Origin of the sequence: Streptomyces triculaminicus (genome assembly GCF_017349075.1) — a bacterium.
In the GTDB taxonomy this organism is placed as follows: Bacteria; Actinomycetota; Actinomycetes; order Streptomycetales; family Streptomycetaceae; genus Streptomyces; species Streptomyces triculaminicus.
The window spans coordinates 1,870,700-1,892,024 of the sequence record NZ_JAFMOF010000001.1; the positions used below are offsets into that span (position 1 = coordinate 1,870,700).

Annotated in this window: 27 protein-coding genes and 1 pseudogene; 13 read left to right on the forward strand and 15 right to left on the reverse strand. The window is 71.4% G+C overall.

What is annotated here, in order from left to right; genetic code table 11:
- Positions 1-58 precede the first annotated feature (58 nt).
- Positions 59-715, forward strand: a complete 657-nt coding sequence (locus J1792_RS08755; protein ID WP_086575488.1) for a uridine kinase family protein — start codon at positions 59-61, stop codon at positions 713-715.
- Between the two features lie 130 nt (positions 716-845).
- Here the strand turns inward: J1792_RS08755 and J1792_RS08760 are convergent, their stop codons facing one another.
- Positions 846-1,601 (reverse strand): SigE family RNA polymerase sigma factor, encoded by a 756-nt coding sequence (locus tag J1792_RS08760; RefSeq protein WP_086574987.1) that lies wholly within the window; start codon positions 1,599-1,601, stop codon positions 846-848.
- Positions 1,602-1,818: 217 nt separating this feature from the next.
- On the opposite strand from J1792_RS08760, the gene afsQ1 reads away from it, so the two are divergent.
- The 5 genes from afsQ1 to J1792_RS08785 all read left to right on the forward strand — a co-directional run bounded on the left by afsQ1 (position 1,819) and on the right by J1792_RS08785 (position 5,690).
- Positions 1,819-2,496, forward strand: a complete 678-nt coding sequence (gene afsQ1, locus J1792_RS08765) for a two-component system response regulator AfsQ1 (RefSeq protein WP_177338123.1) — start codon at positions 1,819-1,821, stop codon at positions 2,494-2,496.
- 76 nt (positions 2,497-2,572) lie between these two features.
- Positions 2,573-4,087, forward strand: coding sequence for an ATP-binding protein (locus tag J1792_RS08770; protein WP_242645822.1), 1,515 nt, complete (start codon positions 2,573-2,575; stop codon positions 4,085-4,087).
- The gene (locus J1792_RS08775) at positions 4,084-4,677 is read left to right on the forward strand and encodes a hypothetical protein (RefSeq protein ID WP_086572582.1); all 594 of its coding nucleotides are present in this window, start codon (positions 4,084-4,086) and stop codon (positions 4,675-4,677) included. The genes J1792_RS08770 and J1792_RS08775 overlap by 4 nt, the downstream gene beginning before the upstream one ends.
- A gap of 99 nt (positions 4,678-4,776) precedes the next feature.
- On the forward strand, positions 4,777-5,361 hold the full coding sequence (locus tag J1792_RS08780) for a VanZ family protein (protein ID WP_086572584.1): 585 nt from the start codon (positions 4,777-4,779) through the stop codon (positions 5,359-5,361).
- 110 nt (positions 5,362-5,471) lie between these two features.
- Positions 5,472-5,690, forward strand: coding sequence for a PspC domain-containing protein (locus J1792_RS08785; protein ID WP_086572586.1), 219 nt, complete (start codon positions 5,472-5,474; stop codon positions 5,688-5,690).
- A 183-nt stretch (positions 5,691-5,873) separates the two neighbouring features.
- Here J1792_RS08785 and J1792_RS08790 read toward each other — a convergent pair whose 3' ends face one another.
- Complete coding sequence (locus tag J1792_RS08790) at positions 5,874-6,266, reverse strand: hypothetical protein (RefSeq protein ID WP_179198994.1); 393 nt, start codon at positions 6,264-6,266, stop codon at positions 5,874-5,876.
- 182 nt (positions 6,267-6,448) lie between these two features.
- Complete coding sequence (locus J1792_RS08795) at positions 6,449-7,609, reverse strand: adenosine deaminase (RefSeq protein ID WP_086572588.1); 1,161 nt, start codon at positions 7,607-7,609, stop codon at positions 6,449-6,451.
- A gap of 185 nt (positions 7,610-7,794) precedes the next feature.
- On the opposite strand from J1792_RS08795, the gene J1792_RS08800 reads away from it, so the two are divergent.
- A complete protein-coding gene (locus tag J1792_RS08800; RefSeq protein ID WP_372446092.1) occupies positions 7,795-8,592 on the forward strand; it encodes an alpha/beta hydrolase in 798 nt (265 codons plus the stop codon).
- Positions 8,593-8,612: 20 nt separating this feature from the next.
- Here the strand turns inward: J1792_RS08800 and J1792_RS08805 are convergent, their stop codons facing one another.
- Positions 8,613-9,620 carry a LysR family transcriptional regulator gene (locus J1792_RS08805; protein ID WP_242645484.1) on the reverse strand — a complete coding sequence of 336 codons (1,008 nt, stop codon included), beginning with the start codon at positions 9,618-9,620 and terminating at the stop codon, positions 8,613-8,615.
- 44 nt (positions 9,621-9,664) lie between these two features.
- On the opposite strand from J1792_RS08805, the gene J1792_RS08810 reads away from it, so the two are divergent.
- On the forward strand, positions 9,665-10,987 hold the full coding sequence (locus tag J1792_RS08810; protein WP_086572591.1) for an MFS transporter: 1,323 nt from the start codon (positions 9,665-9,667) through the stop codon (positions 10,985-10,987).
- A 115-nt stretch (positions 10,988-11,102) separates the two neighbouring features.
- On the opposite strand, the gene J1792_RS08815 is transcribed toward J1792_RS08810, so the two are convergent.
- Both J1792_RS08815 and J1792_RS08820 read right to left on the reverse strand, forming a co-directional pair.
- The gene (locus J1792_RS08815) at positions 11,103-11,696 is read right to left on the reverse strand and encodes a Uma2 family endonuclease (protein WP_207246947.1); all 594 of its coding nucleotides are present in this window, start codon (positions 11,694-11,696) and stop codon (positions 11,103-11,105) included.
- Between the two features lie 127 nt (positions 11,697-11,823).
- The gene (locus J1792_RS08820; protein ID WP_207246948.1) at positions 11,824-12,312 is read right to left on the reverse strand and encodes a hypothetical protein; all 489 of its coding nucleotides are present in this window, start codon (positions 12,310-12,312) and stop codon (positions 11,824-11,826) included.
- A gap of 188 nt (positions 12,313-12,500) precedes the next feature.
- Between J1792_RS08820 and J1792_RS08825 the strand changes: the two genes are divergently transcribed.
- On the forward strand, positions 12,501-12,809 hold the full coding sequence (locus tag J1792_RS08825) for a hypothetical protein (RefSeq protein WP_086572595.1): 309 nt from the start codon (positions 12,501-12,503) through the stop codon (positions 12,807-12,809).
- A 102-nt stretch (positions 12,810-12,911) separates the two neighbouring features.
- Here the strand turns inward: J1792_RS08825 and J1792_RS08830 are convergent, their stop codons facing one another.
- The 7 genes from J1792_RS08830 to J1792_RS08860 form a co-directional block, all read right to left on the reverse strand.
- On the reverse strand, positions 12,912-13,211 hold the full coding sequence (locus J1792_RS08830; protein WP_207246949.1) for a hypothetical protein: 300 nt from the start codon (positions 13,209-13,211) through the stop codon (positions 12,912-12,914).
- Between the two features lie 122 nt (positions 13,212-13,333).
- Positions 13,334-14,026, reverse strand: coding sequence for an RraA family protein (locus J1792_RS08835; protein WP_086572628.1), 693 nt, complete (start codon positions 14,024-14,026; stop codon positions 13,334-13,336).
- Between the two features lie 132 nt (positions 14,027-14,158).
- Positions 14,159-15,091 (reverse strand): oxidoreductase, encoded by a 933-nt coding sequence (locus J1792_RS08840; protein WP_207246950.1) that lies wholly within the window; start codon positions 15,089-15,091, stop codon positions 14,159-14,161.
- Positions 15,088-15,693 carry a TetR/AcrR family transcriptional regulator gene (locus J1792_RS08845; RefSeq protein WP_086572601.1) on the reverse strand — a complete coding sequence of 202 codons (606 nt, stop codon included), beginning with the start codon at positions 15,691-15,693 and terminating at the stop codon, positions 15,088-15,090. The genes J1792_RS08840 and J1792_RS08845 overlap by 4 nt, the downstream gene beginning before the upstream one ends.
- On the reverse strand, positions 15,690-16,145 hold the full coding sequence (locus J1792_RS08850) for an ester cyclase (protein ID WP_086572602.1): 456 nt from the start codon (positions 16,143-16,145) through the stop codon (positions 15,690-15,692). The genes J1792_RS08845 and J1792_RS08850 overlap by 4 nt, the downstream gene beginning before the upstream one ends.
- A 108-nt stretch (positions 16,146-16,253) precedes the next feature.
- Positions 16,254-16,442: a DUF397 domain-containing protein gene (locus J1792_RS08855; protein ID WP_086572604.1), complete on the reverse strand. Its 189-nt coding sequence runs from the start codon at positions 16,440-16,442 to the stop codon at positions 16,254-16,256.
- Between the two features lie 8 nt (positions 16,443-16,450).
- Positions 16,451-17,329 (reverse strand): helix-turn-helix domain-containing protein, encoded by an 879-nt coding sequence (locus J1792_RS08860; protein WP_086572630.1) that lies wholly within the window; start codon positions 17,327-17,329, stop codon positions 16,451-16,453.
- 242 nt (positions 17,330-17,571) lie between these two features.
- Between J1792_RS08860 and J1792_RS08865 the strand changes: the two genes are divergently transcribed.
- Both J1792_RS08865 and J1792_RS35730 read left to right on the forward strand, forming a co-directional pair.
- Positions 17,572-18,159 carry an ATP-binding protein gene (locus tag J1792_RS08865; protein ID WP_086572606.1) on the forward strand — a complete coding sequence of 196 codons (588 nt, stop codon included), beginning with the start codon at positions 17,572-17,574 and terminating at the stop codon, positions 18,157-18,159.
- Positions 18,156-18,344, forward strand: a pseudogene (locus J1792_RS35730) (DUF6255 family natural product biosynthesis protein); the annotation flags it as partial. The gene J1792_RS08865 and the pseudogene J1792_RS35730, both read left to right, overlap by 4 nt.
- Positions 18,345-18,445: 101 nt before the next feature.
- Here the strand turns inward: J1792_RS35730 and J1792_RS08870 are convergent.
- Entirely contained in the window at positions 18,446-19,693 is a 1,248-nt protein-coding gene (locus J1792_RS08870; RefSeq protein WP_207246951.1) for a glycosyltransferase, read from the reverse strand.
- Between the two features lie 35 nt (positions 19,694-19,728).
- Between J1792_RS08870 and J1792_RS08875 the strand changes: the two genes are divergently transcribed.
- Together J1792_RS08875 and J1792_RS08880 are read left to right on the forward strand one after the other, a co-directional pair.
- Positions 19,729-19,881: a hypothetical protein gene (locus J1792_RS08875; RefSeq protein WP_207246952.1), complete on the forward strand. Its 153-nt coding sequence runs from the start codon at positions 19,729-19,731 to the stop codon at positions 19,879-19,881.
- A gap of 145 nt (positions 19,882-20,026) precedes the next feature.
- Positions 20,027-20,695, forward strand: coding sequence for a DUF4097 family beta strand repeat-containing protein (locus J1792_RS08880; RefSeq protein ID WP_086572609.1), 669 nt, complete (start codon positions 20,027-20,029; stop codon positions 20,693-20,695).
- 66 nt (positions 20,696-20,761) lie between these two features.
- Here J1792_RS08880 and J1792_RS08885 read toward each other — a convergent pair whose 3' ends face one another.
- The gene (locus tag J1792_RS08885) at positions 20,762-21,310 is read right to left on the reverse strand and encodes a GNAT family N-acetyltransferase (protein WP_086572611.1); all 549 of its coding nucleotides are present in this window, start codon (positions 21,308-21,310) and stop codon (positions 20,762-20,764) included.
- Positions 21,311-21,325: the final 15 nt, after the last annotated feature.

A 21,325-nucleotide genomic window follows, 5' to 3' on the forward strand; every position in this document is an offset into this window, starting at 1 on the left:
AACGCAACGTAGTGGATCCACTACGCTGTGCGCATGCCGCGACCCAGGGGGATCCCCCATGCGGCGCAATGCCTCACACTGGTGTCCCGTGACCTCCCTCCCGCCCTCCGCGCGCGTCATCCTGCTCACCGGTCCGTCCGGCTCCGGAAAGTCGTCCCTGGCCGCCCGCACCGGACTGCCGGTGCTCAACCTGGACGACTTCTACAAGGAGGGGCACGACCCCACGCTGCCGCTGCTCGCGGAGGGCGGCGGCACCGACTGGGACTCCCCGCTGTCGTGGGACGCCGAGGCGGCCGTCGCGGCGATCGACGACCTGTGCCGTACGGCCCGTACGACCGTGCCGGTGTACGACATCTCCACCAGCTCGCGCGTCGGCGAGAGCCCGCTGGACATCGGGCGCACCCCGCTGTTCATCGCGGAGGGCATCTTCGCGGCGGACATCATCGACCGGTGCCGTGACCTCGGTCACCTCGCGGACGCCCTGTGTCTGCGGGGCCGGCCGTCGACGACGTTCCGGCGGCGGCTGCTGCGGGATCTGCGCGAGGCGCGCAAGCCGGTGCCGACCCTGGTGCGGCGCGGGCTGCGGCTGATGCGTTCGGAGCGGGCGATCGTGGCCCGGCAGACGGCGCTCGGGGCGTTCGCCTGCGGTGGGGAGACGGCCATGGGCCGGATAGCCGCGGCGGCCGCGGGCCGACGCGAGAGCGTGCGCGCCTGAGCGGCGCGTACGCCCCTGTGAACATGTGAACATGCGAGAGCGGGCGAGGCGGTCCCCCGGCCGCCTCGCCCGCTCTCTTTTCCCCGTGGTTCCCCCGTTTCCCCCGCGGGTCCCCCGTCCCCCGTTCCTTCTAGGCCACCAGCTCGCCGAAGGACTCCCTGACGCCCCGGTCGGAGCCGATGACCTCGTCGTCGCGCAGGCGGCGCAGCGAGCGCCAGATGCTGCTCTTGACGGTGCCGACGCTGATGTCGAGGATCTCGGCGATCTCCGGGTCGGTGCGGCCCTCGTAGTAGCGCAGGACGAGCATCGTGCGCTGCAGTTCGGGCAGCCGGGCGAGCGCCTGCCAGAGCACGGCGCGCAGTTCGGTGCCGCGCATCGCGTCGGTCTCGCCGGCCGTCTCGGGGAGTTCCTCGGTCGGGTACTCGTTGAGCTTGCGGCGGCGCCAGGCGCTGATGTGCAGGTTGGTCATGGTGCGGCGCAGGTAGCCGCCGACCGCGGCCTTGTCGCTGATCCGGTCCCAGGCGCGGTAGGTGGAGAACAGCGCGCTCTGCAGCAGGTCCTCGGCCTCGTGCCGGTCACCGGTCAGGTGGTATGCGGTCGCGTACAGGGAGGCCCGGCGTTCCTGGACGTAGGCGGTGAACTCCGCCTCCGCCCGCGACACGCTGGTGCCGCGTCCCCCCTTGGCCGCCTGGGCGCCCCCCGCGCCAGTTGCGGCCTCCCCGTACGCGATCGCGTCGATGGCCACCATGTACGGCGGCCGTACCGTACGTCCGGTACCGCGAGCGCACCCCCGCCCGCCCACGGCACCGGACTTCTCTCCGCTCCGGCCGGCGTCGTGAAGGCGCGTGCGAACTGCGCTGTTCGTGGTGCTGTGCAGTGCGTTCATCTCACGCCCCCCGTCGGTGGAGCCAGCTCGGTCCGTCAGTGCCCCGGACCGTGGTTCCGCCCGGTGAACAGAACTCTGCCGGGCCAGTTTCATGGCGCTGTCCGCCGACTGTCACAGCACTGCAACAGGTCGCGGCGCGACCGTCACGTACGCGTGCGGCGCCGTCGCGGCGTCCTTCTGTCGAACTACGGGCCACTCTTAGGCCAGAATGACCACCGTGCCTTTCCTGTTGCTGATCGAGGACGACGACGCCATCCGTACGGCTCTCGAGTTCTCCCTGTCCCGCCAGGGTCACCGTGTGGTGACCGCGGCGACGGGTGAGGACGGTCTGAAGATGCTGCGTGAGCAGCGGCCGGACCTGATCGTGCTGGATGTGATGCTGCCGGGCATCGACGGCTTCGAGGTGTGCCGGCGCATCCGGCGGACCGACCAGCTGCCGATCATTCTGCTGACGGCCCGCAACGACGACATCGATGTGGTCGTGGGGCTGGAGTCGGGTGCGGACGACTATGTGGTCAAGCCGGTGCAGGGGCGGGTGCTGGACGCCCGGATCCGGGCGGTGCTGCGGCGTGGGGAGCGGGAGTCGAGCGACTCGGCGTCCTTCGGTTCGCTGGTGATCGACCGGTCGGCGATGACGGTGACGAAGAACGGCCAGGATCTTCAGCTGACGCCGACGGAGCTGCGGCTGCTGCTGGAGCTGAGCCGGCGGCCGGGTCAGGCGTTGTCGCGGCAGCAGTTGTTGCGGCTGGTGTGGGAGCACGACTACCTGGGCGACTCGCGGCTGGTGGACGCGTGTGTGCAGCGGCTGCGGGCGAAGGTGGAGGACGTGCCGTCCTCGCCGACGCTGATCCGGACCGTCCGCGGTGTCGGCTACCGGCTGGACGCCCCGCAGTAACGACCTTGAGGACAGAGAGCCCATAGTGACTGAAGAGCCCGGTCGGGTGCGGGGCTGGGCGGCGGCCAGGAACGGCATGAAGCTGAGCATGCGGCGGATCAGCCTGCGGTTGCGGCTGATGCTGGTGTTTGCGCTGGTGGCCCTGGCGGCCGCGGTGTCGGCGTCGGCGATCGCGTACTGGCTCAACCGTGACGCGGTCCTCACCCGTACCCAGAACGCCGCCCTCGACGACTTCCGCAAGACCCTGCAGGACAGCACGGGTTCGCTGCCGCTGCCGCCGACCTGTCCCGATCTGCAGGAGGCCGCGGACCGGATGGCGGCGACCTCGCAGAAGTACGAGGTGCTGCTGATCGGCAAGGTCAAGGGCGGCGGGGACTGCGCCGCGCCCTCGGACCGGGAGCTGTTCACGCTGTCGGTGGTGCCGAAGACGCTGGTGACGGCGGTCAACCGGGAGCGGAAGGTCGACGAGTCCAACCCCTACCCGTACCACCTGTACTGGCAGCGGATCACGCTGGACGGCAAGCCGTACCTGGTCGCCGGCGCGAAGGTGATCGGCGGGGGCCCGACGGGCTACCTGCTGAAGTCGCTGGAGAACGAGCGGGCGGACCTCAACTCCCTGGGCTGGTCGCTGGGCATCGCCACCGGGCTGGCGCTGATCGGCTCGGCGCTGCTCGCCCAGGCCGCGGCCTCCACGGTGCTGCGGCCCGTGCAGCGGCTCGGCGACGCGGCGCGCAGGCTGGGCGAGGGCAAGCTGGACACCCGGCTGCAGGTGTCGGGCACCGACGAGCTGGCGGACCTGTCGCGGACGTTCAACAGGACCGCGGAGTCGCTGCAGAAGCGGGTGGAGGACCTGAGCTCGCGCGAGGCGGCGAGCCGTCGCTTCGTGGCCGACATGTCGCACGAGCTGCGGACCCCGCTGACGGCGATCACCGCCGTGACCGAGGTGCTGGAGGACGAGGCGGACTCCCTCGATCCGATGATCGCGCCCGTGGTGCAGCTCGTGGTGAGCGAGACCCGCCGGCTGAACGACCTGGTGGAGAACCTGATGGAGGTCACCCGCTTCGACGCGGGCACGGCCCGGCTGGTGCTGGACGACGTGGACATCGCCGACCAGATCACGGCGTGCATCGACGCCCGGGCCTGGCTGGACGCGGTCGAACTCGACGCCGAGCGCGGGATCATGGCCCAGCTCGACCCGCGTCGCCTGGACGTGATCCTGGCCAACCTCATCGGCAACGCCCTCAAGCACGGCGGCTCGCCCGTGCGGGTCTCGGTCCGGCAGACGGACGACTCGCTGGTCATCGCCGTGCGCGACCACGGGCCCGGCATCCCCGAGGACGTGCTGCCGCATGTCTTCGACCGCTTCTACAAGGCCAGCGCCTCGCGCCCGCGCTCGGAGGGCAGCGGCCTGGGCCTGTCGATCGCACTGGAGAACGCCCACATCCACGGAGGCGAGATCACCGCCGCGAACTCGCCGGAGGGCGGCGCGGTGTTCACCCTGACGCTGCCCCGCGACGTCGCCGGCCTCGAGGAGAGCGACGGAACCCCGTCCTCCGGTTCCGGTGCCGCCGGGGAAGGCGGTACGTCGTGAGAGTCACCCCCGCCGCGCGGGCCGTCGCCCTGACGGCCGGGCTGGCCGTGCTCACCGGGTGCGGCATCCGGGGCACGGCCGTGCCCGTGGACGCCGGGAGCGCCCCCTCGCGGGCGACGTGCGTGGTGCGTCCCGGAGCGCAGAGCCCGCCGCCCGAGGGCAGCCTGCGGATGTCCGTCCAGCTGCTGTGCACCTCCCAGCTACTCCCCGTGACGCGGCTGGTCGCCTCCCCGAGCCCGGACGACCCGGCCGGCCTGGCGCGCGCGCTGCTGGAGGAGCTCAAGCGCCAGCCCTCCCCGGTCGAGAACGAGGCCGGGTTCTCCACCGAGGTGCCGCAAAGGCTGACCGTCAGCGGCCCCCGCCCGGGCGACCCGGCCGGGACGCTGCGGCTGAACACGGCACCGGAGCAGCTGCCTCCGTCGGCGCTCGCGCAGGTCGTGTGCACGTACGCCGGTACGGCCGCGGCCGACGGCAGGAGCACGGTGGCGCTCGGCGGGCCGGACGACGAGCGGCCCAAGGGCTACGCCTGCACCGAGGAGACCCGGGCGCATCCGGAGGCCGTGCGGAGCGGCGGCGTCCCCCTCCCCTGAGGGCCGCCGGACGGGCCGCCGGTGCGTCCCGCCGACCGGCGCTGACTCTCCGTACCCGGCCACGGAACCGCGCGCCCCGCGCGCGGCGTCCTGGGGGGCGTGCAGCGTCATGGCTACGGCGGTACGCCCGCCCTCCGATACCGCTACCGCGTGGCGGGCTGTGTCCTCCTGGCAGTGCATCTCCTGGTGCTCGGCTGGCTCGCCCTGCGGCCGCTGACCGCGCCCTGGGTGACGCCCGCGCGTCTGGAGCCGCTGGCCACGATCCGGGCCGACCTGGCGCTGAGTCCCTGGGACGCCGCCCGGACGATAGGGGCCGGGGTGCTGCCGTTCGCCCCGCTGGGGCTGCTGCTGCCGTGGGCGCACGGCCGGATCGCGGCATCGACGGCGGGCTCGCTGGCCCGGACGGTGTTCACCAGCGCGATGTTCTCGCTGGCCCTGCAGGTGGTGCGCGGCGGCGTGGTGGGCCAGGTGCTGGACGTGGACGCCCTGCTGATGAACGTCACGGGGGTGACCGTGGCCCATCTGGCGGTGGTGCCGATGATCCGGGCCCGGCTACGCCGCAGGGGCGAGGCGGGGCCTACCCGGCCCCTCCGCCGGGAGGACACGGACCGGGGGCTTACCCCGACGATCCCCAGGGTCGGGATCGCCCCGTGGAGTGACGCTTTGCCCGGGTCGCGGCCGTAGCGTCGAGAGCGTCGGGAGAACGTCGGAAAAACGTCCTTCCGGCACGGGAAATCCTTCCCGTCCGCTCCCACCGACGCCTCACAGACGTCCGACGACAAGGAGTCGCCGCCATGTCCGCTCCGCTGGTCCGCCCCCGTAACCACAGGATGATCGCCGGAGTCTGCGCGGGTCTGGCCGAGCGCTTCGGGATGTCCCGGACGACGATGCGGGTGATCTTCCTGGTCTCGTGCCTGCTGCCCGGCCCGCAGTTCGTGCTCTACATCGCGCTGTGGATCCTGATGCCCGCCGAGGGCAGCGACCGCGCCGCCTCGAAGTCCTCCGCCTGGTGATTCCCGGGGATTCTCTGGTGATCCCCGCCCGGCGGCCGTTCGACGCCGGGCGCCGCGCCCTGACGGCACACCGCGGGCCGCGCACCCCCCAACCGGGGTGCGCGGCCCGCGGTGCTGCCCGTCCCGTACGTCTCGTCCCGTACGTCCCGTCCTGCGGGGAGGCGTGCTCGTCGCCCGTCGCCGTCAGGAGTTGGGCGTGCCCAGGCCCGGCAGCGAGATGCCGTTGGGGGCGATGGACTTGGTCGGCAGGGCGCCGAGCAGGCCGGCGTTGCCCTTGTTGTCGGTGTGGGCGCCGGTGAGCTTGTCCAGGGGCAGGTGGGGCGCCAGCGCGATGTCGCTCGCCCTGGCGGTCTGCTCCAGGGTGCCGGAGCGGATGAGGTGGTCCCCGGCGACGAGCAGTGGCCCGCCCACGGGGCTCAACGGGGCCAGCTGCGCCACCGGGAGTCCCTTCGCCGCGCCGGTGGTGGTCGTGGTGACCGCCTCGAGGGTGCCGGCGGAGGCGGTGCCGGCCGCGGCGACGGCGAAGGCGGCACCGAGAACGGCGGCACCGAAAGCCTTGAGAGATGCCTGCTTCATCGGAGATCAGTCCTCATGACAGGGTTGGCGGGAAATGCCGAACGGCACAGCAACGTAGCGACGACCGCACCACCCTTGCAATGAATGACACGAAATGAATGCGGCCGGGACGTGAAGTCCCGGCCGCATTCACCGTATTAGCCTCGCCGAGCCCCGGCCGGGGCCGCATGAGGAATTGCTGGTCAGGCGCTTCCGGTCGCCGTCTGGCGGAACAGCCACTCCGACTTCAGCTCGGCGTAGCCCGGCTTGATCACGTCGCTGATCATGGCGAGGCGTTCGTCGAATGGGATGAACGCCGACTTCATGGCGTTGACGGTGAACCACTGCATGTCGTCCAGCGAGTACCCGAAGGCCTTGACCAGGTGCTCGAATTCCAGGCTCATGCTGGTGCCGCTCATCAGACGATTATCGGTGTTCACCGTCGCCCGGAAATGCAGCTTACGAAGAAGTCCGATGGGGTGCTCTTCGTATGAAGTGGCAGCCGCGGTCTGGAGATTCGAGGTCGGGCACATTTCCAGCGGAATGCGCTTGTCGCGGACGTAGGACGCCAGCCGGCCGAGCGTGACCGTGCCGTCCTCGGCGATCTCGATGTCGTCGATGATGCGCACGCCGTGGCCGAGCCGGTCGGCGCCGCACCACTGCAGGGCCTGCCAGATCGACGGCAGCCCGAAGGCCTCGCCGGCGTGGATGGTGAAGTGGTTGTTCTCGCGCTTGAGGTACTCGAACGCGTCCAGGTGACGGGTGGGCGGGAAGCCCGCCTCGGCGCCGGCGATGTCGAAGCCGACGACGCCGGTGTCGCGGTAGCGGTTGGCCAGCTCGGCGATCTCCAGCGCGCGGGCGGCGTGCCGCATCGCGGTCAGCAGCGCGCCGACGCGGATGCGGTGACCGTTCGCGCGCGCCCGGCGCTCGCCCTCGCGGAAGCCCTCGTTGACGGCCTCGACGACCTGCTCGAGGGTGAGCCCGGCCTCCAGGTGCTGCTCGGGGGCGTAGCGGACCTCGGCGTAGACCACGCCGTCCTCGGCCAGGTCCTCGGCGCACTCGGCGGCGACCCGGACCAGCGCCTCGCGGGTCTGCATCACGGCGCAGGTGTGCGCGAAGGTCTCCAGGTAGCGCTCGAGCGACCCGGAGTCGGCGGCCTCGCGGAACCAGATGCCGAGCTTGTCCGGGTCCGTCTCGGGGAGCTTGTCGTAGCCGGTGGCGGCCGCGAGGTCGACGATCGTGCCCGGGCGCAGTCCGCCGTCGAGGTGATCGTGGAGCAGCACCTTGGGCGCGCGGCGGATCTGCTCGGGGGTCGGGCGGGTGCCCGACGGAGAAGTCGCTTGGGAGGTGGTCTCGCTCGTCATTTCGGCACTCTAGCCCCTACGCGCGTAGATGGTGGCGAACGATACGGAACGGTGACCCATCGGCGGGGTGGACACCACCCGTCCTTCTGCCATCGTTGTCTGCCATGGTGCAGCAAGCGTTGCCGCAGCGGGATCCGGAAGGATCGATGGGCCCGGTGGGGCCTGAGGGGCAAGCGGGGCTGGAGGTGCAGACCGGCCCGCCATGGACCCGGCCCCGCGCGGCCGGGCGGACCGGCCCGCCGGACACGGCCCGCCTTGGAAAACCGCTCGGCGCGTCGCGCGTCGGCAGCGACGTGCACGGCGTGGCCCTGCTGCTGCCGGGCGGCTCCCCCGCCGGGCTGCGCCGCCCGGCCTTGCGCACCCTGGCCGCCCAGCGACCTCTGGTCCAACGACTGACCCGGGCGGGTGAAACGCAGGGCCTGGTCGTCCATCTGGTCCGCTACCGCCACCGCGGCTGGAACGGTTCCGCCGCCCACCCCGTGGCGGACGCGCGATGGGCGGCGGACGAGGTGGTGCGGCGCTACGGCGACGTACCGGTCTGCCTGATCGGTACGGGCATGGGCGCCCGCGCCGCGCTGCGGGCCGCCGGCCACCCGGCCGTCACGACGGTGCTGGCGATCGCCCCCTGGCTGCCCGAGCCGGAGGTCGTGCTCGACCCCGACCCGGTGCGCCAGCTCGCGGGCAGACGCGTGCTGATCGTGCACGGTACGAACGACGAGCGCACCGACCCGGACCTCTCCTACCGCCTCGCCGAGCGCGCCAAGAAGGTCAACCGCGACGTGTGCCGCTTCGAGGTCCACTCCGACGGCCACGCCCTGCGCCACCACCGCCCCGAAGTGCTCGCCCTGGCGGCCGACTTCGTCCGCGGCTCGCTCTTCGGCCACCACTACGCCCGCCCGCTCGCGGACGCGCTGGCGGCCCCGCCGCCGCTGGGGCTGCGGATGCCGCTGGCGTCGGGGTTCGGGGCGTCGCTGCGGTACTAGGGCGTCGACGGTGGGCCGGCTCAGCGGTGGAGCAGGAGCTGACCCCGGCGCGAGAGCAGGAACTTCTTGAAGGCCGCCACCGGCGGCGTGTCGGGGTGCCCGTCCAGCCAGGCGACCCCGATCTCGCGGACGGCGCGCGGCGCGGTGACCGTGAGCTCCACGACGCCGGGGCGCGGCACGGCGGGCGGCGGCAGGAGCCCCACACCCAGCCCCGCGGCCACCAGCCCGCGCAGCGTCTCCGGGTCCTCGCCCTCGAACGCCACCTTCGGGGTGAACCCCGCCTCCGCGCACAGCGCGTCGGTGATGCGGCGCAGCCCGTAGCCCGGCTCGAGGGTGACGAACAGTTCGCCCGCGGCCTCGGCGAGGCGGATGCGCTTGCGGGTGGCCAGCGGGTGGTCGTCGGGCACGACCAGGCGCAGCTTCTGTTCGTCGAGCCGCCGGGAGACCAGGTCGGGCTCGTCCGGCACCGGCGAGGTCAGGCACAGGTCCAGGTCGCCGGCGCGCAGCCGCTCGATCATGGCCTCGCCGTAGTTCTGGACGAGCTGGAAGCGCACGCGCGGGTGGTCGGTGCGGAAGGCCCTTATGAGCTCGGGTACGGTCTCCGAACCCATGGTGTGCAGGAACCCGAACGCGACCTTTCCGGCGGCCGGGTCCGCGTCCGCCCGTACGGACTCGGCGGCGCGGTCCACCTCGGACAGCGCGCGGTCGACGGTGGCGAGGAAGGTACGGCCGGCGGCGGTGAGGGAGACCGTGCGGCCGTGGCGGGCGAAGAGGGCGACGCCCAGGTCGTGTTCGAGCCGGGCCATCGATCGGCTGAGCGTGGACTGCGGCATGCCGAGCTGCTGCGCGGCGCGGGTGACGTGCTCGTGACGGGCCACGGCGACGAACTGCGCGAGGCGCGGGGTGAGGGTGGCGGCCCAGGAGTCGGCCTCGACGTCGGCTGTAACAGGAATGTCTTTTTCGTTGCCGGGCGATGACAAGGGCCGCTGTGACCTGCGTTCATGCAACACGGGATCGATTATCGCCATTCTGTGCATTGGACGCATAGATGCAGCCGCCATACGGTTTCCGCATGCCTCCTGCCGATACCGGGGCATCCGTCGTCGTCATGCGTTCGGGTGCCTCCACCGCGTCGTCCCTTCCCTCCGATGACACCCGGCTGGTCCCGGGCGGCCCCGGCTACCGCCGGATGAGCTTCGCGCTCTTCGCCGCCGGAGTGGCCACGTTCGCCCTCCTCTACTCCACGCAGGCCCTGCTCCCCGCGATCTCCGACGACCTCGGTGTGACCCCCGGTCAGGCCAGCTGGACCGTCTCCGCCGCGACCGGCGGCCTCGCCGTCGCGGTCGTCCCGCTCAGCGCCCTGTCCGAGCGCTACGGACGGCGGGCGACGATGACCGCGGCGCTCTGCGTCGCCGCCCTGGTGGCCCTCCTCGTGCCGTTCGCCCCCGACCTGGGCTGGCTGACGGCGCTGCGCGCGGTGCAGGGTGCCGCGCTGGCCGGCGTGCCGGCGTCGGCGATGGCGTACCTGGCGGAGGAGGTCCGCGCCAAGGCCCTGGTCGGCGCGATCGGCCTGTTCGTGGCGGGCAACAGCATCGGCGGCATGGTCGGCCGGATCCTGGCCGGCTGGGCGGCCCAGGCCTGGGGCTGGCGCGCCGGGCTCGCGGCGGTCGGCGTCCTGGCGGTGCTGTGCGCCCTGACGTTCCGGCTGATGGTCCCGAAGGCACGCCACTTCAGCCCGGCCCCGGTGTCGGCGCGCGCCCTCGCCCGCACGGTGGGCACCCACCTGTCCGACCCCCTGCTGCGCCGTCTGTACCTGATCGGCGGTCTCTTCATGACCGTCTTCGGCGCGGTCTACACGGTCATCGGCTACCGGCTGGCGGACGCGCCCTTCTCCCTCCCGCAGGGCGTGGTCGGCTCGATCTTCCTGATCTACCTGGTCGGTACGGTCTCGTCGGCCGCGGCCGGCAAGCTCGTCGGCCGCATGGGCCGGCGCGGCGCCCTGTACCTGGCGGTGAGCACCACCACCGCCGGTCTGCTGCTGACCCTGACCTCGTCGCTCACCGCGGTCCTCGCGGGCCTCGTCCTCATCACGGCGGGCTTCTTCGCCGGCCACGCGGTCGCCTCCTCGGCCGTCAGCCGCGCCGCGAAGACCGGCCGCGCCCAGGCCTCGGCCCTCTACCAGACCGCGTACTACCTCGGCAGCTCCGTCGGCGGCACCCTCGGCGCCCTCGCCTTCAACGCGGCCGGCTGGGACGGCACCGTCGTCCTCGGCTTCCTGGCCATGGCCGGCGCCGTCTCCGTCACCCTCTGCGGCACCCGCCAGGCTCTGGCAGCCCGCCGCGCCGCCCCGGTGGCCACCCGCCGCGTCCCCTCGGCGGTCGCGGGGCGCGTGTGACGCCGGGTCGCTGCCGCCGAGCCCCTCGGGGACTCCCGGACGCGGCCGGAGGCTCGCAGGCCCCGCCCCCCACCTGTCCTGGTGGGGGGCGGGGCCTTCGGCGTACGGCATACAGTCAGGCGGCGGGGAACGCTCCCGTGTCGATCACGAGGTCGAACGGCGCGGGGAGAGGGATCTCGTCCCCGAACTTCCCGGCCTGCAGGACGCGGTAGACGTCGTCCTTCGGCTCACCGTAGAGGGTGATCGTCGGCCCGCCCTGAGCCCACTGGTCCACCAGCAGGTACAACGGCACCCCTGCGTGGGCGTACGCGGCGGGCTTGCTGACCCGGTCGTGGCGAAGGCTGGACTTCGACGTGATCTCCACGATGAACGAGGAGGCGTCCGCCGCAATGAAGTGCTCGGACTCGGACAGCTCGACCAGCGCGGACTCCGGCACGACGACCAGGTCGGGGATGAACAGGCCACTGCGGGAGGGCACAGAGACGGCGAGCGTCTGATAGATGCCCCAGTCCTCGGGGATCACCTTGTACAGGGAACGCTGCAGCTTCCCCGCGATGACGTTGTGCTTGTTGGCCGGGGCGGGCGACACGGTGACGATCCCTTCAACGATCTCCACCTTGCAGCCCTCGGGTGCGTCCGTCTCCAGCCAGATCCGGACGAGGTCGTCCCACCCATGCTCCGGCTCGTGGTCGACGGTGAGTGCGCTCATGGCGGTCTCCTCTATCGGTACATCACCGACCCCAGCATGCCGAACGGCCGCCGGGGCGGTCCACCGATCTCGTTCACCCATCCGAGGGCCTGCTCCGCTGGGGCCCGGACGGCGTGCCGGCCCGAGGTCAGAGCGCGGCGGCGCGCCTGCGCACCAGGAGGTTCTGTGCTCCCAGGCCGACCGCCAGGTACGCGTACAGCGAGGCGGGCCCCAGGATCCCGGCCCCGGCCGCGTGGTCGATCCACAGGCCCAGCCCCAGGTGCACGGCCCCCGCGGCCACCCACAGGCCGGTCGTGGCCGCCGTCCCCTTGCGCAGCACCTCGCCGCCCTGAGGGTCGCGCCACACGCGTACGGTCCGCGCCCTGGCCACGCCGAAGCCCGCCGCCACGGCCAGGCTCGCCACCAGGAGGACGACGGGCATCGCGGTCAGCGGCCGGTCCTTGAGGACGGAGGCGACCCCGAAGGCGGTCGCCGCGACGCCCAGGACGCCGAGGACCGCCGGGGCTATCAGCGAGCCGACGCGCCGCACCGGGCGGATGCGCAACTGCCGTCGCACCACCAGGCCGACGACCACCACGGTGATGGCGAGGGCAGCCCCGCCGTGCGTGCTCTGCATCCCGACTCCCCCGTGCATCCCGCCCGTCCCGTCTGTTGATCATCTCACCGGACGGGAAGCGACGGGTCCAGGCCCTGTCCGGCGGATTCACGTGGCTGTCCGAAGGGTGAGAGTCGAGGTTGACCTCAAGTCCGGTTGAGCTTCTAGGTTCGGGGGAGCCGATGTCGACGTACCGGAAAGGAACGGCCATGAGGACGCTGGTACTGGGAAGGATGCCCGCCCGGGTGACGGAGGTGCTGGCCACGCTGCATGCGGACGGCTTTGACGCGGAGGGAGTGAGCACCGACGAGGAGGCCCGAAAGCTGCTGGAAACCGAGGGGTTCGGGGTGCTGATCATCGGTGGGGGTGTGGAACCGGACGACCGCGCAGCGATCAAGGAGTTCGCGGCAGAGCACCGAGTGCGGCGGGTGATCGACAGCGCGCTGACGGCGCCGTTCGACGCCTACGTACGGCGGGAGCTCGAACCGCTGATCCGGGAGACCGCTTCCCAGGGGTGACGGCCATGGCGCGCCGGCGCATCACCGACCCGGCGAAGCACTACTGAGGGACTGAGGGCTGTCCGATGGTTCGCTCGGTCATGCGACCCGTCGGACAACGCCTCAGCGGTACGAGGAGAAACCCGGCTCGATCCCCAGGGACTTCAGCCAGCGCATCTCGCCGAACTGCACGATCTCCGTGCCGCGTGCGGCGAGCAGCTCCAGGACGTCGTCCCCCGGCGCGCCGTCCAGCGCGGCGACGACCTTAGGAATCTCCGCTTCCGGTACGGACAGCATGTACTCGTACTCGCCGTTGTTGAGGTCCTGCCCCTGGATCAGCAGCTTTCCCTCGACGTTGATCCGCGCGTCCACCCAGAGCTTGTTCGCCGCGTACAGGCTGACCTTCCCGTTCTCCAGGGTCATGTGCCGCTCCTCGTCTGCGCTGCCGAACTAAATGATCTAGTGCTTGGCAGGAGCGGGAGAGCGGCCCTTCCGGTTCCCCGGCCGACGGGCCCGTGATCGACATCACGGCCCCGTCCACTCGTCTACTCCTCGATCGCCCCGCCGACGCGGCGGAGGTGCCGGCGGAAGGTGTACGAGGGGTCGTCGGCACGGCGGGCCAGATAGTCGTCGAAGGACGTCTGGCGGCGCAGCGTCTCGCCGGCCCTGATCCTGCGGGCCTGTTCGCGCTCGGTGTCCCGGATCCGGTGGGCGGTCGCGAGAACGCCCTCGACGCGGTCGGCCGGGACGAACAGCACGCCGTCGTCGTCGGCGAGGACGACGTCCTCCGCCGTCACCAGGTGCGGGCCGAAGCGGGCGCTGGTCAGCGCCTCCGGCTCCCGGTCGTCCACCCGCGTCGGGCCCGGCGGGTAGCTGCCGTAGCTGAACACCGGAACGCCGATCTCCACCAGCTCCGGCGTATCCCGGTGCAGCCCCCACACCACCATCCCGGCCAGCCCCGCCGACTCCGCCTCGAGCACGGCCAGATCACCCACGCACGCCTCGTCCGCGCGCCCGCCGTTGTCGATCACGAGTACGTCGCCGGGTTCGGCACGGCCGAACGCCTCGAGGAACACGTCGACGCTTCCGTAGTGGCGGGTGGGCAGGACGCGTGCGGCGAGGCGATGCCCCGGCACGACCGCCCGGATGCCGGGTGGCGCTGCGCGCAGTGGAACACCCTCGCGGACGCAGGCATCCGCGACCAGCGGCGTGGACAGCTCGGCGAAGTCCTTCAGCATGGCCGTCACCTTAGCCCGCCGGCCTTGAGGGCACGGGGGAGTTTCCACCGCCGCTGGACGAGGACTTGAGCCACCACGAGCCGTCCATCGCGGCTTCGAGCGGCTCCGGTGCGGGCCGGTCGGTCAGGCCGGTCAGGTCGTGAAGTCGTAACGGACTCCTGTGAGCTGCTCCGACAGGTCCCACAGGCGGCGGGCGGTCTCGGGATCCGTGGCGGACTCGGCTGGCTGTACGAGGGTGGGGTGGCCCTTCGCCTCGTTGCGTCCGTCGGGTCCGATGAACTGCCCGCCCCTGGCATGCGGGGAAGCCGCCGCGTAGAGCTGGTTGAGCACGCCCGTCTCGACGTCCTGGGCGACGAGGCGGTTGGTGACCTTGAGGATGGCCTTGAGCAGCCCGGTCGGTCCGGAGGACTGGAGGTTCGTGGCCGAGTAGCCGGGGTGGGCCAGGACGCTGCGGACCGGGACGGCGCTCGTACGCAGTCGCCGGTCCAGTTCGAGGCCGAACAGCACGTTGGCGTACTTGGACTGGGCGTAGAACCCGCGCGGCGAGTAGGAGCGTTCGCCGTCGAGGTCGTCGTAGTGAATGGCTCCGCTCTTGTGGAGGGTCGACGTGACCGTCACCACGCGTGGGTCGCTTCCGGCCCGCAGCCGCCCCAGCAGCAGGCCGGTCAGCGCGAAGTGCCCCAGGTGGTTGGTGCCGAACTGGGACTCGAACCCCTGCTTGGTGAGGGTGCGCGGCGGCATCATGATCCCCGCGTTGTTGACGAGTACGTCCACGGGTGTGTCGAGGGCGCCGGCGAACGCGTGGACCGAGTCCAGATCGGCCAGGTCCAGGGTGCGCAGCTCCAGGGCGGGTGCGGTGAGTTCGCCGCGGAGCCTGTCCAGCGCGGCTCTGCCTCTGTCCGCGTTTCGTGCGGTGAGGATGACGTGGGCGCCGTGGCGGGCGAGTTCTCGCGCGGTGACGTAGCCCAGGCCGCTGCTGGCACCGGTCACGATGACCGTCCGACCGGTCTGGTCCGGGATGTCGTCCGCCGTCCAGCGGGCGGGGACGGCGAGAGCGGTGGTCATCGGGCGTCTCCTTCCGGTTGCCTCGGGGCGCGGAGCAGGTCGTCGACGCTTGCCGCCAGCAGCCGGTGCAGGTGGGCACGGTCGACGGGGAGTTTGCGGATGGCGTGCAGAGCGGCGAGGCCGTGCGCGGTGGCCCAGATACGGGCGATGCGGTCGTCGTTGGGGTCCGCGATCCCCAGGGCGTCCGCGATCACGGCGCCGACCGCGGCGCCTTCGGTGACGGTGTCGGCGGCGGGCACGTGGACGCCGCCGAGGCCGTACATCACCTGGTAGACGTCCGGCTCGTCGAGCGCGAAGTCCAAGTAGGCGGCCGCTGCGGCCTGGACCGACGTGCCGCCCGAGCGCATGATGCCGGCGAGCCGGACGAAGCCGTCCTTGACGAAGGCCAGCAGGATGTCGTCCCGGCCCTTGAAGTAGCGGTAGGCGTAGTTGGCGGAGTAGCCGATCCGGTCGGCCAGGCGACGCATGCTCACCGCTTCCCAGCCCTCGGCGCGGGCCAGCTCACGGGCGGCTTGCAGGATCTCGGTGCGCGTTTCGGCACGTTCCCGCTCCCGGCGCTGCCGGGACTTGGAGGGCTCGGGCTCCTGCCCGGGGGGCGTCATGATGCATCGCCCTCTTCCCGGCTCCGCGCGCCGGCGGGTGCACCGGGCATGTTCATCGGCGCCAGCAGGCCCAGCTGGGTGAAGAACTCGACGGTGTTGAGCTCGTCCCAGTGCTCGACCGCCATGCCGTCCCGTACCCGCCAGATGTCCAGCGACCGCATCTCCACCGGGCGGCCGGTGGGCTCCTCGCCGAGCAGCGACCCGAGGTGGGTGGCACGGTAGGTGAACCTGCCGACCACACGGTCGCTGTCGACCAGGACGTCCTCAAGGGTCACACGGGTGTCGGGGAAGGCAGCGAACCAGCGGCCCCAGAAGGCCCGGTTGGCCTCCCGCCCGTCCTCGACGTACGGGTTGTGGTTGACGTAGTCCTCGGCCACGAAGCCGTCCACGGCATCGGGGTCGTGGCCGTTCATCAATGCGGCGAACGCGTGCGCAACAGTCTGCTGAGACATCAGATCCTCCGAACGTCGATGTGGTTACACCGTACACACCGTGTACGGTGTAACCAATAGTCCGTCCCGGAAAGATCGACAGTCAGGCCGCCGGCAGGGCGGCATCGGTCACCCCAGCCCGCCGGCCTTGACGGTGCGGAGGAGTGTGGCCCAGGTGGCGGGAGTTGTGGTGATGACGTCGGCGGGGCGGTCGCTCTCGCGGAGGCGTATGAGCCCGCCGGGCGATGGAGAGACCTCGACGCAGTCGTTGTTGGGGCCGGTACTGAATGAGGACTTACGCCATTCATGCTGAGGCATGTCGCTACCTATCGCAGTTCGTACAAGACGTGCTGGAGGAGACTCAGCGAGTCCTGGTTCTCCTGGGCTTCAGGGGGAGCCGCCGGGTCGAGGGGCTCAAGCGCCAGCGACGCCAGTCGCTCAAACATTCTTACGTACTCGCCGATGCGGTTGCTATCCCCGATGAAGTCCGCGTTGGTCGGATGCTCGCGGTAGAGAGTGTCGAGCTCCGGCGTCGAGCCTCCGAAAAGGACGAAGGAGCGCATGTGGGACGAGTACGGCCCCATCTCGAACGGAAAGATCTGCACGGTCACGTGAGGCAGGCGGGCGACTTCGATGAGCCTCAGAAGCTGCTTCCGCATGGTCTTGGCGTCCCCCACCCGCGTGCGCAACGCTGATTCGTGGATAACGGCGTGATACCTCTCGAGCCCTGACATGACTGCCTGTCGCGCAAGCCTGAAGTCCACCCATCGGTCCAGGTGTTCATGGTCATGCGCCACGTTCGAGATGACAGCGCGCGCATACTCCTTGGTCTGCAGCATGCCCGGGATGACCGACGGCTCATGGATACGGACGCTTGTCGTTCTTGCCTCCAGCTCAGCCAGGTCGAGCGCGCGCTGCTCCATGACATCTCTGTAGGCGTCCCACCAGCCCTTGCCGCGGTCGTGCGCCATGTTCATCAACGCTTCGAAGAGCGGGCCTCTTTCGCACCCGTAGGCATGTAGCAACTTGTACAAGCCGTTCCTTGGTACATCGACCCGCCCGGCCTCGATATGACTCACCCGCGAGCGGTCGGCTTGCAGCAAGGCGGCGACATCGTCTCCTGACAACCGTGCGCGAGTGCGTAGCTTGCGCAGCTCGGCCCCTAGTCGACGTTGGCGTTCGCTGGGGGCACTCCTCGGCGGCATGGTCGTCCTCCAAATCGATGTGCGCGCAGTTTTTCGCTCTGCGGTAACCCGATCCACCGACTCGTCCGCACGTCACTCTTGCGGGGGGTCTTCGGCGTACACAGTTGGAACAGTGACGCATCTGCCCATAGCGTCGAAGCCGCTCGGCAACCACGCGGCTGCACTGAAGTGCACCTGTATCACATCGAGTTGGCGACCGTAGCGCCACCGCATACGCCACGTCCCGCCTCAGGAGACCCGCCATGGACACCCACCCAGGCCCCGACTGCTCATTCGTCTTCCCACCCCACCCGGCATGGGTGCGCGCCGCGCGCGAAGCGGTGCGCACATTGCTGACGGCGGCGCGGCGGAGCGACCTCGCCGACACCGCCGTGACGCTCACATCGGAGGCGGTCACCAATGCGGTCAACGCCTGCCGGGCGAAAGGCTGCACGACGCCGGTCACGCTCGTCGCGGAGTGGACCGGGCCAGGGCACCTGCGGGTGCTCGTACACGACGGCGCGGCGGGGCTGCCCGTACGGGGACACGTGGCGTCCGACGAGGACGAGTCGGGCCGTGGCCTGATGCTGATCGAACACGGCGCGGACGCGTGGGGAGTGTGCGCGCACGGGCCCGGGCCCGGCAAGGCGACGTGGTTCGTCCTCGGCGTGCCGACGGCCCGGACCGCCCGGGGTTGCTGGTCCAGCGAGCGAAAAGGTGAGACCGGGTGCACCGAGTGCACGGAATTGCTGGCTGCACAGCGACGGGCCGTCGACAGCGGCGGCATGCACCAGGCGGTTCAGGCGACGGTCGCCGTGCGGCAGCACATGCTGGAGGTGCACGCGTCATGAGCACCGGCATCGACTGCCCGCACACCGCCGGGTGGACACAGGACCAGGACGGCGTGTGGAGCTGCCAACGCTGCGGTACGCGACGCTTCGCGGACTACGGGGCCCTTCGGCCCCCGGGGCTGCCCGAGCCGCGGAAGCCGACCCGTGCCGCCCGCCGCACGGCGGACCGTAGCGCGGCGAGCTACATCGCGTACCGCCTGCCACGCGGCAACCGGTGGGGCCGTAAAGAATCGGAGTCGGCGGTGCGGTCCGGCGCGGGGCGCCTGGCGCTACGATCCCGCGCGGTTCACGAGGACACCGGCGGCTTCTCTCGGCTGACGGCGTCGAGCAGCCGCTTCGCGGCCACCGTCGTCCCGTCGGTGCGGATCGCGCGGGCCACGGCAGCCGCTCGGGTGCGGGTGTCGGGGGTCAGGGCCGTCTTGAGCGCGGCCGTCAGGGACTCGGTGGTCGGGGTCGGGCCGTCGTGGGCCGCGCCGATGCCCAGTTCGGCGACGCGGGCGGCCCAGTACGGCTGATCCGCCATCTGGGGTACGACCACCTGGGGCGCGCCGGCTCGGGCGGCCGTGGTCGTGGTGCCCGCGCCGCCGTGGTGGACGGCGGCGGCGACCCGGCCGAACAGCGCCTGCTGGTTGACCTCGCCGACGGCGAAGCAGTCGTCCTGGTCGTCGGTCAGGGCCAGGTCGGCCCAGCCGCGGGAGAGGAGTACGCGGCGGCCCTGCGCGCGCACGGCCTCGATGGCCGCCCGGGTGACGTCCTGCGCGTCGCGCAGGGGCATGCTGCCGAAGCCCACGTACACCGGCGGGGCGCTGGCGTTCAGGAAGGCCTCCAGGTCGGCGGGGAGGGGGCGTTCGTCGGGTCGGATCCACGCGCCGGTCTGTACGACGTCGAGGTCCGCCGGCTCCGGCCACGGGGCCAGGGTCGGGTCCGCCGCCAGCCACGGGTGGTCGGTGAGGACGTGGTCGCGGACGTCGTCCACCGGGGGCAGGCCGATCGTCGCCCGGTGGGTGTTGACCGCCTCGCCGAACAGCTCGTGGATGTTCTCGGCGTTCAGGTCCCACAGGACCCGGTTGTCGGTCACGTCCGGGGGGACCGGTCGGCCCGGCCAGACGAGCGGCGGGTGGTGCGGCGACGGCAGGTAGGTCGGGAAGTAGGCCACGAACACGTAGGGGATGCCCAGTTTCTCGGCCACCGCCCGTGCGGCGGCCGCGGCGGGGATCAGGCCGGTCGCCACGACCGCGTCACAGCCCTCGGCCACCGCGGCGACCGATTCGTACGTCGCGGCGAACATCTCGGCCGCGCGCTGCTGCATGCTCGTCGGCGGCGCCGGTTTCGTCGCGGTCACCGCCTTGGTCGCCATCTCGCGGATCGACGGGCCGAGCGGCACCAGCGGGAAGCCGGCACCGTCCAGCAGCTCCGCGAAGTCCGGCGGCGCGCACACCTGCACCTCCGCGCCGAGTGCCCGCAACCGCGTCGCGAGCCCCACCATCGGCTCGACGTCCCCGCGCGACCCGTACGACAGCAACAACACGCGCATCTCGTGACTCTCAATCCCCGTAGATTCCGGTCTCGATGGCCGATTCTGCGGCACGACCGGGCGGCAGCGATCACCGACGGGTACCGGGCGTCGTCGACGACCTCGCGCTCGCGGCGGCCTTCGTCGCGTTCCCGGTGGATGAAGCCCTAGCGTTCACTTTCCACCCATTGCAACAAACAGGCGGTTGATGTTGCATTAGATTCACCATCATTGCAATGAAATTATGGCTCTGACCTGCATTAATGCTGGTTCTTCGCAACGAGCACGTTGCGGGATCCGCGAACGCAACGTAGCTTTTGCGGAGTCAGAAACGACGAGCCGAAGGAAGACATCATGCAGAAGTTCGCCACCACCGCCCCGATCGCCGCCATTCTCGACGTCCCCGCGGGCCGCATCCGGTTCATCGCCGCCGACCGGGCCGACGCCACGGTCGAGGTCCTGCCCGCGGACGCCTCGAAGGGCCGCGACGTGAAGGCGGCGGAGCGGATCGAGGTCGCGTACGCCGACGGCGTCCTGCGGATCCAGGCCCCGGCCGCGAAGAACCAGTACTTCGGCCCCTCCGGATCCGTCGAGGTCACGGTCCAGCTGCCCGCCGGCTCCCGCGTCGAGGCCAAGGCGGCCGACGCCGAACTCCGTGGCGTCGGGCGGCTCGGCGACGTCGCCTTCGAGGCCGCGCAGGGCACGGTCGGGCTCGACGAGGCCGCAGGCGCCCGCCTCACGCTCCTCGCCGGCGACATCGCGGTCGGCCGCCTGGGCGGCGACGCAGAGATCAGCACCGAGAAGGGCGGCATCCGGATCGCCGAGGCCATGCGCGGCACGATCACGCTGCGCACCCAGGCCGGCGACCTGTCGGTCGACGCCGCCACCGGCGTCTCCGCCTCCCTGGACGCTGTCACCGGCTACGGCCGCATTCACAACGCGCTCAAGAACACCGACGGCGCCACGGACCTGACCATCCACGCGACCACGTCCTACGGCAACATCACCGCCCGCAGCCTGTAAAGAGGAACACCCCGTCGGATGGAACTCCCCCAGCGCGCCGAACCGTTCGGCCGGCGCGGGCAGTTGTCAGGGCCGGGCCTGCCATTCGTGGGCGAGGATCGCCCACATCTGCTTGTCGTGACGGGCGCCGTCGTAGGGCCAGAACTCGCGCCGTACGCCCTCCTGGGTCATGCCGAGCCGCTTGGCCACCGCGGAGCTCCGCTCGTTGTCCGCCCGGCAGTGCCACTCGGCGCGGTGCAGTCCGCGGGTGGTGAACGCCCAGTCGAGCAGGGTGCGGCACGCCTCGGTGACCAGGCCGTGGCCCTCGCCGGCCGGCTCGAGCCAGCAGCCGATCTCGCAGGAACCCAGGGCGGCGTCGAAGTCGACGAACATCACGCCGCCGACGAGCGTGCCGTCGAGCCATATGCCGTAGAGGCGGCCGCCGTCCGCGGCCTGGCGTTCGGCGTAGCGGCGCAGGGTGTCCCGGGCCCCGTCGAGGTCGTCGGTGACGAACGCCGGGCCGACCCACGGGCGGATGTGTTCGCGGGCCCGGTCCAGGTGGGCGGCGAACTCCTCGGCATGCCATGCCTCGAGCGGGGCGAGGCGGGCGTTGTCCCGTAGCGGGAGAGAGAACACGGTGAGACCCCCATT

What these genes read in the sequence shown, in the direction of transcription:
- J1792_RS08755 (WP_086575488.1), top strand. Translation starts at nt 59, where the DNA reads ATGCGGCGCAATGCCTCACACTGGTGTCCCGTGACCTCCCTCCCGCCC.
- J1792_RS08795 (WP_086572588.1), bottom strand. Translation starts at nt 7,609, where the DNA reads ATGACGAGCGAGACCACCTCCCAAGCGACTTCTCCGTCGGGCACCCGC.
- J1792_RS08835 (WP_086572628.1), bottom strand. Translation starts at nt 14,026, where the DNA reads ATGCTGAAGGACTTCGCCGAGCTGTCCACGCCGCTGGTCGCGGATGCC.
- J1792_RS08760 (WP_086574987.1), bottom strand. Translation starts at nt 1,601, where the DNA reads ATGAACGCACTGCACAGCACCACGAACAGCGCAGTTCGCACGCGCCTT.
- J1792_RS08770 (WP_242645822.1), top strand. Translation starts at nt 2,573, where the DNA reads ATGAAGCTGAGCATGCGGCGGATCAGCCTGCGGTTGCGGCTGATGCTG.
- J1792_RS08865 (WP_086572606.1), top strand. Translation starts at nt 17,572, where the DNA reads ATGGACACCCACCCAGGCCCCGACTGCTCATTCGTCTTCCCACCCCAC.
- J1792_RS08810 (WP_086572591.1), top strand. Translation starts at nt 9,665, where the DNA reads ATGCCTCCTGCCGATACCGGGGCATCCGTCGTCGTCATGCGTTCGGGT.
- J1792_RS08815 (WP_207246947.1), bottom strand. Translation starts at nt 11,696, where the DNA reads ATGAGCGCACTCACCGTCGACCACGAGCCGGAGCATGGGTGGGACGAC.
- J1792_RS08825 (WP_086572595.1), top strand. Translation starts at nt 12,501, where the DNA reads ATGAGGACGCTGGTACTGGGAAGGATGCCCGCCCGGGTGACGGAGGTG.
- J1792_RS08850 (WP_086572602.1), bottom strand. Translation starts at nt 16,145, where the DNA reads ATGTCTCAGCAGACTGTTGCGCACGCGTTCGCCGCATTGATGAACGGC.
- J1792_RS08870 (WP_207246951.1), bottom strand. Translation starts at nt 19,693, where the DNA reads ATGCGCGTGTTGTTGCTGTCGTACGGGTCGCGCGGGGACGTCGAGCCG.
- J1792_RS08830 (WP_207246949.1), bottom strand. Translation starts at nt 13,211, where the DNA reads ATGACCCTGGAGAACGGGAAGGTCAGCCTGTACGCGGCGAACAAGCTC.
- J1792_RS08805 (WP_242645484.1), bottom strand. Translation starts at nt 9,620, where the DNA reads ATGGCGATAATCGATCCCGTGTTGCATGAACGCAGGTCACAGCGGCCC.
- J1792_RS08840 (WP_207246950.1), bottom strand. Translation starts at nt 15,091, where the DNA reads ATGACCACCGCTCTCGCCGTCCCCGCCCGCTGGACGGCGGACGACATC.
- J1792_RS08880 (WP_086572609.1), top strand. Translation starts at nt 20,027, where the DNA reads ATGCAGAAGTTCGCCACCACCGCCCCGATCGCCGCCATTCTCGACGTC.
- J1792_RS08845 (WP_086572601.1), bottom strand. Translation starts at nt 15,693, where the DNA reads ATGACGCCCCCCGGGCAGGAGCCCGAGCCCTCCAAGTCCCGGCAGCGC.
- J1792_RS08820 (WP_207246948.1), bottom strand. Translation starts at nt 12,312, where the DNA reads ATGCAGAGCACGCACGGCGGGGCTGCCCTCGCCATCACCGTGGTGGTC.
- J1792_RS08785 (WP_086572586.1), top strand. Translation starts at nt 5,472, where the DNA reads ATGTCCGCTCCGCTGGTCCGCCCCCGTAACCACAGGATGATCGCCGGA.
- J1792_RS08860 (WP_086572630.1), bottom strand. Translation starts at nt 17,329, where the DNA reads ATGCCGCCGAGGAGTGCCCCCAGCGAACGCCAACGTCGACTAGGGGCC.
- J1792_RS08855 (WP_086572604.1), bottom strand. Translation starts at nt 16,442, where the DNA reads ATGCCTCAGCATGAATGGCGTAAGTCCTCATTCAGTACCGGCCCCAAC.
- J1792_RS08875 (WP_207246952.1), top strand. Translation starts at nt 19,729, where the DNA reads ATGGCCGATTCTGCGGCACGACCGGGCGGCAGCGATCACCGACGGGTA.
- J1792_RS08790 (WP_179198994.1), bottom strand. Translation starts at nt 6,266, where the DNA reads ATGAAGCAGGCATCTCTCAAGGCTTTCGGTGCCGCCGTTCTCGGTGCC.